This is a genomic window from Pseudomonas sp. NBRC 111127 (genome assembly GCF_001320345.1).
GTDB classification, from domain to species: Bacteria; Pseudomonadota; Gammaproteobacteria; order Pseudomonadales; family Pseudomonadaceae; genus Aquipseudomonas; species Aquipseudomonas juntendi.
In genome coordinates this window covers 1-11327 of record NZ_BCBD01000177.1, presented here as the reverse complement: position 1 = coordinate 11327, position 11327 = coordinate 1, and the positions used below count along the sequence as shown (strand labels likewise).

Here is an 11327-nt window from a genome sequence, read left to right as displayed (position 1 = left end):
AGGTAACCCGGGGTGCGCACGAACTCTGGCGCCGACAGGGTCGTGAGCTTGAAGCGCTCAAGGTACTCATTGAGCACAGGTTGCGCCTTGGCGTTGCCGATCCACTCGCTGGTGGCAAGGCCAGAGCGCCCGCCCATGCTGGCCTTGGCCTCCAGTAGGGTCACCTGCCAGCCTTTGTTCTGCAGCTCATAGGCTGCCGTAAGGCCCGCCAGGCCACCGCCGACGACGATCGCCGTGGGTGTCTTGTCCTTCGCCAGCGCAGCGCCGCTGGACACACCAATCAATACCAACGCGCACAGGCGCACCCAAGCAGCAGCCATGTCGGCGAACTCCGAGTCAGAGGTTACAGGAACGAGGAGGGGCAGAAATGCCCCGAGCGAGATGCGTTAAGAATACGTCAGCCGTGCCGGCCCTGCCAGCGCAGTGATATCAAGTGCCCTTGGCAACTGACAATTTTACCTGCTGCCGCCCGGCGGTTGTCCTACCCTGCGGCATTGCTTAGGCTTACGCGGTCGAACCACGCCGCAAAGCCAGGAGAAGTGCCGATGGGCCTCAATGATCAGTGGATGCAACGTGACCTCAAGGTCCTGTGGCACCCCTGCACCCAGATGAAAGACCATGAGCAGCTGCCGCTGATCCCGATCAGGCGCGGTGAAGGCGTATGGCTCGAAGACTTCGAAGGCAAGCGTTACCTGGACGCGGTGAGCAGCTGGTGGGTCAATGTGTTCGGCCACGCCAACCCGCGCATCAACCAGCGCATCAAGGACCAGGTCGACCAGCTGGAACACGTGATCCTGGCCGGCTTCAGCCATCAGCCGGTGATCGAGCTGTCCGAGCGCCTGGTGGCCATGACCCCGGCCGGGCTTGACCGGGTGTTCTACGCCGACAACGGCTCATCGTGCATCGAAGTCGCGTTGAAGATGAGCTTCCACTACTGGCAGAACGTCGGCAAGCCAGGCAAGAAACGCTTCGTCACCCTGACCAACAGCTACCACGGCGAAACCATCGCCGCGATGTCGGTCGGCGATGTGCCGCTGTTCACCGAGACGTACCAGGCGCTGCTGCTCGATACCCTCAAGGTGCCGAGCCCGGACTGCTACCTGCGCCCCGAGGGCATGGGGTGGGAAGAGCATTCGCGCAACATGTTCGCCAGCATGGAACAGACCCTGGCCGAGCACCACGAGACCATTTCGGCGGTGATCGTGGAGCCGCTGATCCAGGGCGCCGGCGGCATGCGCATGTACCACCCGGTGTACCTCAAGCTGTTGCGCGAGGCCTGCGACCGCTACGACGTGCACCTGATTCACGACGAAATCGCGGTGGGCTTTGGCCGTACCGGCACGATGTTCGCCTGCGAGCAGGCCGGCATCCGCCCAGACTTCCTGTGCCTGTCCAAGGCCCTTACCGGGGGCTACCTGCCGCTGGCGGCCTGCCTGACCACCGACAAGGTGTACCAGGCCTTCTATGACGATTACCCGACCCTGCGGGCGTTCCTGCACTCGCACAGCTACACCGGCAACCCGCTGGCGTGCGCAGCGGCGCTGGCGACCCTGGACATCTTTGCCGAGGACAACGTGATCGAGGCCAACAAGGCCCTGGCCGCACGCATGGCCAGCGCCACCGCCCACCTGGCCGACCACGCCCACGTGGCCGAAATCCGCCAGACCGGCATGGCGCTGGCCATCGAGATGGTCCAGGACAAAGCGGGCAAGGTCGCCTACCCCTGGCAACAGCGGCGGGGCCTGAAGGTGTTCGAACACGCCTTGAGCCGCGGCGCGCTGTTGCGCCCGTTGGGCAGCGTGGTGTACTTCCTGCCGCCGTACGTGATCACCCCCGAGCAGATCGACTTCCTTGCCGAGGTCGCCAGCGAAGGTATCGACCTTGCCACCCGCGAGCGCATCAGCGTGGCGGTGCCGGCCAACTTCCACCCCGACTTCCGCGACCCGGGCTGATCGTGCAGCCCTTTCGCGACACAAGGCCGCTCCGACCCAGGGCGCGTTTCCCTTTGCCAACGAGCACTACATGAGACTGTCCCGCTTTTTCATCGATGCCCCCCTGAGCCTTGGCGAGCATGACCTGCCCGAGGCCCAGGCCCACTATATTGGCCGCGTCTTGCGCATGGCCCCCGGCGACGCCGTGCAGCTGTTTGATGGCAGCGGCCAGGAATACCGTGGCCATTTGCTTGAAGTGGGCAAGAAAACCGTACGCGTCAGCCTCGACCAGGCGTTTGCCGGCCAGGCCGATTCGCCTTTGCACATCCACCTTGGCCAAGGCCTGTCCCGCGGCGAGCGGATGGACTGGGCGATCCAGAAAGCCACCGAACTGGGCGCCAACGCCATCACGCCTATCATCAGCGAGCGCTGCGAAGTGCGCCTCAAAGACGAGCGCGCCGACAAGCGCCTGGCGCACTGGCGCCAGGTGGCAATCAGCGCCTGTGAGCAATGCGGCCGCTCCACCTTGCCGGCCATCAACCCACCCACCACCCTGGCCGAATGGCTGAGCAGCACCCAGGCTGAGCTGAAGCTGGTGCTGCACCCGGTGGCCGAGCCGCTCACGAGCCATGCCAGGCCCGCCACCCTGGCCTTCTTGATCGGCCCTGAAGGCGGCCTTGGCGACGCTGAAGTCGAGCAGGCGCAAAGCGCAGGCTTCCAGGCCGCACGCCTCGGCCCGCGCGTGCTGCGCACCGAAACCGCACCGGTAGTGGCGCTGTCGGTGGCGCAGCAGTTGTGGGGCGACTTTTAACTAGCGCACGTAGAACGACACCGCCACGAAGTGCAAAAGGCTGCCGGCGATCACGAACAGGTGCCAGATACCGTGCGCGTGGCGCAGGCGGCTGTCGAGGGCGAAGAAGATGATGCCCACGGTATAGAACACTCCGCCGGCGGCGAGCCAGGCAAAGCCGGCGGTGCCCAATGCCTGCAGCAAGGGATTGACCGCCACCAGTACGATCCAGCCCATCACCGCGTAGATGATGATCGACAGGATCCGCGCTTCGGAGCGGGGCTTGATTTCCTGCAACATGCCGATCACTGCCAGCCCCCAGACCACGCCGAACAGGCTCCAGCCCCACGGGCCATGCAGGCTGACCAGGCAAAACGGTGTATAGCTGCCGGCAATCAGCAGATAGATCGACAAGTGATCGAGCTTGCGCATGATCACCTTCGCCCGGCCGCGCGTGCTGTGGTAGAGGGTGGAGATGCTGTACAGCAACAGCAAGGTGCTGCCGTAGATGGAGAAACTGACGATCTTCCACGGGTCACCTTGCATACCCGCAACCACGATCAGCCAGATGGCCCCGATGCTGGCCAGGATGGCACCGACCAGGTGCGTCCAGGCATTGAAGCGTTCACCGTAATACATGCAAACACAGACCTCTCTAGGAGCGGCTAGTTTCAAGCGGCAAGCTGCAAGCCGATCGCGGTGAAACGAACACCGCCCTCAAGCTCGCAACTTCAAGTTTGAAACTTCGAGCGCTGCTATTGCAATTGCGCGTCACGCACCAGCCTTTCCAGCGCAACCAGGTCCGGCACCCGCGCCACTTGCTCGCCCACCTGCACTGCGGCCAACTCCAGCCGCCCCAGCGCCACGTCCACATAGTTGAGCTGGCTGTCGAGCTTGCAGGAACGCGGAATGTCCTGCAGCAGCAATGCCAGGTAGCGCAGGCCGGTGTCGCCCAAGGCATTGAGCACCACCACCCGCGCCCGCTCCCCGCACGGTGTTTCGCCACCGCAGGCAGCCTCGAAACCGATCAGCGGCAGGCGCTGCTGGCGCCAGTCGATCCAGCCCAGGTGCCAGGGCGGGTCGCCGCGCTGGCACAACAGGTTGCGTTGGCCGCTCAACTCGGCCACCGCCACGTTCGGTAGCACCAGGGTCCGGTCACCCAAGGGCAGCAACAACCCGGTCAGGCTGCTGCGCTGGCCGGCAATCAGTTCAAGCATGGGTCTGGCTCCACTGGGCGATACTTTGCAACAGCAACGACTCCTGGTACGGCTTGCCCAGGTATTCGTTCACGCCAATCGCCATGGCCCGGTCGCGGTGCTTCTGCCCGGTACGCGAGGTGATCATGATGATCGGCAGGTCTTTGAGCCGCTCGTCACGGCGGATACGCGTAGCGACTTCGAAGCCGTCCATGCGCGGCATCTCGATGTCCAGCAGCAGCACATCGGGGCGGTGCTCCTGCAGCAACGCCATGGCATCGACGCCGTCCTTGGCCGTGAGCACGCTCATGCCGTGGCGTTCCAGCAGGCGGCTGGTGACCTTGCGCACCGTGACCGAGTCGTCCACCACCATCACCAGCAAGGCGCGGCGCGGTACCGGGCCGGGCAACTGGCGCGGGTTGCCGCCCCCGGGCAGGCGCGCCAACCTGCGCTGCTGGCCACGCAGTTGGCCCAGCAGGTCGAGAATCAGCACGACCCGCCCATCGCCCAGCAACGTCGCCCCGGAAAGCCCGGCAACGGCGGCAAATTGCGGCCCCAGGCTTTTCACCACGATCTCGCGGCTGGGTGACAAGGCATCGGCCTGGATCGCGAACGACTGCTCCTTGGAATGCACCAGCAGTACCGGCAGCGGCACACTTTGCCCCAGCAAGCTCGGGCGCGGCATGCCTTGCAGCAACTCGCCCAGGTAACGCAACTCGTATTCGTGGCCGGCATACACATAGCGTGGCGTGTCCAGTTGGTAGCACGCCGCCAGCTCGGCCGGCGGCACGCGGACGATGCCTTCGATGGTATTGAGCGGGATGGCGTACTGTTCCTCGCCCAGGTGCACCATCAGGGCGCGGTTGATCGACACCGTGAACGGCAGGCGAATCAGGAACCGCGCGCCTTTGCCCTGGGCCGACTCGATGCTCATCGAACCGCCCAGCTGCTTGACCTCCTCGTGCACCACGTCCATGCCCAGGCCACGCCCGGAGATCTGGGTAATCTTCTCGGCGGTGGAAAAGCCGGGGCGCAGGATGAACTGCAGGATCTCGTGGTCGCTCAAGTGCGCCTGCGGGTCCAGCAAGCCGCGTTTGATCGCCTTGCGCCGTACGGCCTCCAGTGGCACGCCGGCACCGTCGTCGGTCATTTCGATGACGATATCGGCGCCTTCGTGCAGCAAGTTCAGGTGGATGGTACCCAGCTCCGGCTTGCCCGCTGCCAGGCGCATTTCGCGGCTTTCCAGGCCATGGTCCACGGCGTTGCGCAGCATGTGCTCCAGCGGCGCCACCATGCGTTCGAGCACGCTGCGGTCCAGTTCGCCCTCGGCGTTGCCGACCACCAGCTCCACTTGCTTGCCCAGCTCGCTGGCCACCTGCCGCACCACCCGCTGCAAGCGCGGTACAAGGCGTTCGAAAGGCACCATCAGGGTGGCAGTCAGGCCCTCCTGCAACTGGCTGTTCACCCGCGCCTGTTGCTGCAGCAGGCTGTATGCCTCCTGGGCGCGCTGGGCCAGGGTTTCCTTCAGGTCGAGCAGGTCCGAGGCAGACTCGAACAGTGCCCGCGACAGCTGCTGCAACTGCGAATGGCGGTCCAACTCCAGGGGGTCGAAATCGTCGTAGGCATCGCCCTCGAACGGCTGGCGGCTGGAGATCCGCCCCTGGGTCTCGCTATCCAGGCGCAACAACTGGTCGCGCATGCGCTCAAGGGTGGTTTCCATTTCGTTGAGGGCAAACTGCGCATCGTTGACCTGCTGCTCGATGCGCCCACGGATGATCGAGTGCTCACCTGCCAGGTTGCCCAGGTCGTCGAGCAGTTCGGCATCGACCTTGACCATGTCGCCGGCGGCGCGCTCAGGTGCCGCTGCCGGCACTTCGGCAGCGCTGGCATCTTGCGGCCCCTGGCCTGCGGCACTGTCGGTCAGTGCCGCGCTGCTGAAATTGCGTATGTAGTCGATCAGCGCCGTGGCCGCGTGCAGCGGCTGCCCCAGGCGCACGGCATCGAGCATTTGGGCCAGGCGATCGTGGCAGTTCTGCAGCAAGGCGAACAACGGTGCACTGGGTGGCAGGCGGCCGGCGGCCAGCAGTTCGTAGAGAAACTCAAGCTCATGGGCAAGGTCGCCGATTGGGGTGATTTCGACCATGCGCGCCACGCCCTTGAGGGTGTGCAGGTCGCGCATCAGGTTGTCCACCTCGACGCTGCTGCGCGGGTCGGCTTGCCAGCGGGCCAAGGCTGCAGCGGCGCTTTCGACGATGTCCGAGCTTTCTTCGAGGAATACCTCCAACAACTCCTCGCCAGGGCTTTCGGCCTCCTCGACCTGGGGCTCGGCCACTTCCGGCGGCAGTGACGGGCGTGGCAAGCCCAGGCCCAAGGCGTCGGTCAGGTCCATGTCCGGGTGCAGCGGCGTGACCGCGTCGATACCCACCAGGCCGGTGGCATCCGGGGCCAGCGCCTGGTCCAGCAGCGCACGCAGGCGCTCGACCAGTTCCGGGCGCGGCGCTACATCCTGGCCGGCCGCCACTTCATCGAGCATGTCCATCAGGGCTTCATGGGCGCCTTGGGCCAGGGCGAAGAAACCTGCTTCGGCAGCCAGGCTGCCCTCCTCCACGGCACCATAGAGGTCGAGCAGGGCCTCGCACAGGTCATCCATTGGGCGAAGGTCGGCCAGGTGCGCGGCATGGCCCAGCGTGGTCATTTCATCCAGCAGGGTGTCCAGCGCATCGCGTTGGCCGGGCTGCTGCTGCCAACGCGACAGCAACGATTCGGCGTTGAGCAGGGTATCCATCGCTTGCGCGAGGAAACTGGCCACCCACTGCGGGTCATGCCTGCCGCGCCGCTGCTGCCGAGGGTCGGCGTGCAGGCTGGCCAGCCGCTCGTCCACTGCCTGGCCAACCCGCTCGATCAGGTCCGAGGCCCCGGCAATGGCGGCCAGCGGGGTGCTGTCCAGTTGCGCCAGGCCCAGCTGGAACAACGCCCGGGCAGCCTCAAGCCACTCGACTTCAGCCATCTGCAGCGGTAACTGGTGGCCCTTGTATTCGCGTACCAGGCGGTCGAAGGCCGTGGCCAGTTCGGCAAGCGGCATCACCCCGGCCATGGCGGCGCTGCCCTTGAGCGTGTGCAAGGCACGTTGCAGGTCATCGCTGACCGGCGTGTCATGGCCGCCGGCACCCTGCAGGAAGGCGTCGAGACTGGCCAGGTGGCCTTGCGCTTCGCTGCGGAAGATGTCCAGCAACTGCGGGTCGAGGCCATCGAGGTCGGCGACCGCGGGTGGGTCGTTTTCAGCCAGGCCATGCAGATGCCCAGCCAGTCGTTCGATGTCGCTCAGCTGCGGTAACTGGCCTGCGGCAAAGTCGGCCAGCAGGTCTGGCAACTGCACGAAGGCCTGCTGCAGCGCCACCACGCCCTGGGCGCTGAGCGCCCTGCGGCCTTCGATTACACGGTTCAACAGGTGTTCGGCGCCCCACGCCAGTTCGGCCACGGCTTCGGCATGGACCATACGCCCACTGCCCTTGAGCGTGTGCAAGGCGCGCCGAGCATCGGCCAGTGCTGCCATCTGCTGGTTATCGGCACGCCAGCGCAGCCAGTGCCGCTCGATTTCCGGTAACAGCTCACCGGCCTCTTCGAGGAACACCTCGCGCAGCTCATCATCGATGCCATCGCTGCTGTCATCGGCGCCTTCAGTGGCGGTGGGTTGCGTACACTGCACCCCGAGCGCAGCCAGGCTGGCCCGTGCGGTGTCGATAAAGGGCTGGCCATCGGCCAGCGGATCTGCGACACGCCATTGCAGATAACACTCGGCCGCGCTCAGGGCCTGCGCCAGGTGGGCCAGCTCATCGGCCGGCGGCTCCGCTTCCAGGTGTTGCAGCCAACCCTGCACATAGCCGGCACACCCCCCAAACAGCTCGGCCACCGCAGGCAGCATCAACATGGCCAGTGCCCCGCGAACCTGCTGCAACAACCCCGGCAGGGGTTGCAGGCGCTGCCGCGGCCAGCCGGACTCCAGGCAATCGCCAATCAGGTCCTTGGCCTGCTGCAGCACATTCAGCGACTCGTTCAGCACCAACTGGCGAATCTCGGCCAGGTCCGAGCCAGCCAGGCCGCCCTGGCCGTTTTCCTCCAGCGGGCCGACCATGCCGTTGAGGGTAGCCTCCACGTACAGCAGGGCACCTGCCACATCCATCAGCACCGCATCGTCAACGGCACGCGCCCCCTCGGCCAGCGCCTGCAAGGCCAGCACCTGGTCGATGATCACCCGCCGTGGCTGCTGAAAGCCCAGCACGGCGAGGGTATCGGCGACATGCCGCAGGGGCGCCAGCAAAGCGTCAAGCTGTTCACGGTGCTGACGGTCGCCGCGCACGAACTGGTCAAGCCGCTCCTTGATGCGCATCAGGTCGTCGCACAGCGCGGTCACTACCGAGCGCAAGGCATCCCGGCCCGGCCCGGCCTGCAGCTGTTCACGCCAATTGCCCAGCGACAGATCGAGGTTGGCCAGGTCATCGGCACCGGCGAAGCGGTGCGCCGTGCCGCTGATCAGGCTGGCCTGGGCCAGCGGCTCGACACCCCGGCAGGCGCGCAACTGGTTGAGCAACGGCAGCATCACCAATGGCAGGTCATGGCGCGCGCCACGCAGGCGTTCAAGGTACGCCGGCAATTGCTCGAGGCCGCGGAACAATGCCCCCAGGCAATCCCCGCGCGGGCTGACCTGGCCATCGGCCAAGGCCTTGGCGAACAGCTCCAGCTCCTCGGCCAGCCGTGTTGCACCGCGCAATTCGAGCATACGCAGGCAACCATGCACCTGGTGCAGGTTGTCGACCACGAAGGCCAGCATCGACAGCTCGCCCGGCTCGCCGGCAAAGCGCTCCAGCGCCTGGCGGGCCTGGCCCAGGCAATCGAGGATGGCGGCCTTGGTCCAGGCCAGCGCCACGGTATCGTGGCGCTCGGGGCTTAGTGCTGCTACAGCCATGGGCACTCCTCAGCGCGGCATATCAGTACGGCTCATCGCAAGGCCGGTTCACTTGGGCTCGGCAGGTGGTGGCAAGGTGAAGCCAGACACCGAACGGCGCATCTCGCTGGCCATGCGCGCCAGGTGGCGAATACTGTCGGCGGTCGCACCAGAACCGGCGGAAGTCTGCGCAGTGATCTGCTGGATCACCGCCATGGTGTGGGAAATCTGCCCGGCCGAAGAGGTCTGCAACTGCGCGGCGTCGGAAATGCTGTGGATAAGGTCGGCAAGGTTCTGCGACACCCCTTCGATCTCGGCCAGCGCCACCCCGGCATCCTGGGCCAGGCGGGCACCGCGCACCACCTCGGCGGTGGTTTGCTCCATGGATATGACGGCTTCGTTGGTGTCGGCCTGGATGGTGCGCACCAACGCCTCGATCTGGCGGGTGGCCGACGACGAGCGCTCGGCCAGGCGCTGCACTTCGTCGGCGACCACGGCAAAGCCGCGCCCGGCTTCGCCCGCCAGCGAGGCCTGGATCGCCGCGTTCAGGGCAAGGATATTGGTCTGGTCGGCGATATCGTCGATCAGGCTGACGATATCGCCGATTTCCTGGGACGACTCGCCCAGCCGCTTGATGCGCTTGGCGGTGTCCTGGATCTGTTCGCGAATGTTGTCCATGCCGTTGATGGTGTTGTGCACCACCTCGTTGCCCTTGTTGGCGATGGCCACCGAGCGCTCGGCAACCTTGGCAGATTCATAGGCATGTGCGGAAACCCGGTCGATCGACTCGACCATGTCGCCCACCGCCTCGGACGCCTCGCTGATCTGCTCAGCCTGCTGCTCGGAGGCCTTGGCCAGCTGCCGCGCGGTGTTCTGCGTATCCTGCACGGCGGCGGCAACCTGCACCGCACTGTGGTTGATGGTAGCGACCAGGTCACGCAGCTGGTCGACCGAATAGTTGATCGAGTCGGCAATGGCGCCGGTGAAGTCTTCGGTGACCGAAACCGTCACCGTCAGGTCGCCATCGGCCAGCTCTTCGATTTCATCGAGCAGGCGCATGATTGCCTGTTGGTTGCGTTCGTTCTTTTCTGCCGTCTCGCGCAGCTGCCGGTTAGTGGTACGCACCATCACCAGGCCGATGAGGATGATCGAAGCCAGGGCCAGCAGGCCTAGGGCGTAGCCACCCACGGTATCGAGGGTGCGCCCGCCGGCCAGGTTTTCAAAACCGTTGGCTAGGTGCGAGGCCTCGTCGAGCAGGGTTTGCGACAGGCTGAAGATATTGCCCGCCGCCTCGCGCACCCGGAACAGCTCTGGGGAGGTTTCGAGAATTTCGTCCACCGAGCCGGCAACGAACTGGAACAGCTCGGCAATTTCGGCCAACCGGGCACGGGCGTCGGCATCTGCAACTCGGGTTACCTGGATGCCCGCATCGCCGTTGAGCATCCCTTGCAGCACCTGGCCGAAACGCCCGGCATCACGCCCGAACGCATCGGCCGCCTGGGCTGCCGCGTCATCACCGGCCAGCACGGTGTTGACCGAGCCGAGGATCCGCTCGGCCAGCAACAATTGGCGCTGGGCCACCGCCACCTGGTTGGCCGGGGCGCCGCTCTGCAGCAGGATCTCGACGACCTTTTCGTACTCCACCTGCAGTTGCGGCACGGTTTCGGCCAGTGTCGCCGCCACCTGGTGCAGCGACAGCACCGTCTGTTCAGTGGCCAGGATGGTATCGGTGTTCTTGCGCAGGTTTTCCCAGTCACGCCGCACCGCTTCCATTTCATCACGCACGGCGGGCGGCGCCGGCGGCAGGCCGGTGGCCTTGTCACCTTGGCGCAGGTAGCCCCAGCGCCGCTCGAAATCGTTGCGCGCATCCGACAGCAACTTGAACGCCAACGCCTTGCCTGCAGCGGCTTCGGTGGCGTTCTTGGCGATGCGTTGTGACAGCACGCGCAACTCGCCGGCATGGCCGATGTACTGCTTGTCGTAGTTGGACTGGGTGTTCAGGTAAGCGAAATTGGCGAACAGCAGGATGATCGACAGGATCAGGATCAGGAACAGCACGGTGATCTGCGCGATGCTGCGGGTACGCGGGGTCACGGTGGTGGCCGTGACGGGGGCGGCGGGTGTGTTCACGTTCGCAGGTCCTATAGCGCCACATCGAGAAAGCCCGGCGCCTGGGCCAGGGCGAAGGGGCTGAAGATCGCCCAATTGCGTTCACGCGGGAAGTGCCCTTGCACAAAGCGCGCAGCAGCCCGAATCAACGGCTGTGGCGGGGACAGTTGCAGGCTGTCGAGGGTAAAGTGCTGCAAACCGAGCACTTCGTCCACCAGCAGGCCGACGAACAGGTCGTCGTGGTCCACCACCAGCACCCGGCGCTGCTTGCCCGGGGCGGCGTGGCCCAGGCCAAAGAAGCTGCTCAGGTCCATTACCGGCAACAACCGGCCACGCAGGTTGGCCACGCCGCAGACCCA

Annotated in this window: 8 protein-coding genes; 2 read left to right on the top strand and 6 right to left on the bottom strand. The window is 65.5% G+C overall.

Annotated features, from left to right (window positions below; all coding sequences use genetic code 11):
* A partial coding sequence (locus APH30_RS23455) for an FAD-dependent oxidoreductase (protein ID WP_156326636.1) occupies window positions 1-320 on the bottom strand: 320 nt, incomplete at its 3' end.
* A gap of 225 nt (window positions 321-545) precedes the next feature.
* Here APH30_RS23455 and APH30_RS23450 point away from each other — a divergent pair.
* Both APH30_RS23450 and APH30_RS23445 read left to right on the top strand, forming a co-directional pair.
* On the top strand, window positions 546-1952 hold the full coding sequence (locus APH30_RS23450) for an adenosylmethionine--8-amino-7-oxononanoate transaminase (RefSeq protein WP_029887358.1): 1407 nt from the start codon (window positions 546-548) through the stop codon (window positions 1950-1952).
* A 70-nt stretch (window positions 1953-2022) separates the two neighbouring features.
* The gene (locus tag APH30_RS23445; protein ID WP_054913906.1) at window positions 2023-2742 is read left to right on the top strand and encodes a 16S rRNA (uracil(1498)-N(3))-methyltransferase; all 720 of its coding nucleotides are present in this window, start codon (window positions 2023-2025) and stop codon (window positions 2740-2742) included.
* Here the strand turns inward: APH30_RS23445 and APH30_RS23440 are convergent, their stop codons facing one another.
* The 5 genes from APH30_RS23440 to APH30_RS23420 form a co-directional block, all read right to left on the bottom strand.
* Entirely contained in the window at window positions 2743-3360 is a 618-nt protein-coding gene (locus tag APH30_RS23440; protein ID WP_054913905.1) for a hemolysin III family protein, read from the bottom strand.
* A 116-nt stretch (window positions 3361-3476) separates the two neighbouring features.
* Window positions 3477-3938: a chemotaxis protein CheW gene (locus tag APH30_RS23435; RefSeq protein WP_054904974.1), complete on the bottom strand. Its 462-nt coding sequence runs from the start codon at window positions 3936-3938 to the stop codon at window positions 3477-3479.
* Window positions 3931-8880: an Hpt domain-containing protein gene (locus APH30_RS23430; RefSeq protein WP_054913904.1), complete on the bottom strand. Its 4950-nt coding sequence runs from the start codon at window positions 8878-8880 to the stop codon at window positions 3931-3933. Before APH30_RS23430 ends, APH30_RS23435 begins: the two co-directional genes overlap by 8 nt.
* 48 nt (window positions 8881-8928) lie before the next feature.
* Window positions 8929-10953, bottom strand: a complete 2025-nt coding sequence (locus tag APH30_RS23425) for a methyl-accepting chemotaxis protein (protein ID WP_223809682.1) — start codon at window positions 10951-10953, stop codon at window positions 8929-8931.
* Between the two features lie 47 nt (window positions 10954-11000).
* Window positions 11001-11327, bottom strand: a 327-nt coding sequence (locus APH30_RS23420; protein WP_177333781.1) for a chemotaxis protein CheW, incomplete at its 5' end; no start/stop codon positions are given.

Bases quoted from the DNA above. Each gene is read 5' to 3' on its own strand.
- APH30_RS23450 (WP_029887358.1), top strand. From the start codon at position 546: ATGGGCCTCAATGATCAGTGGATGCAACGTGACCTCAAGGTCCTGTGG.
- APH30_RS23445 (WP_054913906.1), top strand. From the start codon at position 2,023: ATGAGACTGTCCCGCTTTTTCATCGATGCCCCCCTGAGCCTTGGCGAG.
- APH30_RS23440 (WP_054913905.1), bottom strand. From the start codon at position 3,360: ATGTATTACGGTGAACGCTTCAATGCCTGGACGCACCTGGTCGGTGCC.
- APH30_RS23435 (WP_054904974.1), bottom strand. From the start codon at position 3,938: ATGCTTGAACTGATTGCCGGCCAGCGCAGCAGCCTGACCGGGTTGTTG.
- APH30_RS23430 (WP_054913904.1), bottom strand. From the start codon at position 8,880: ATGGCTGTAGCAGCACTAAGCCCCGAGCGCCACGATACCGTGGCGCTG.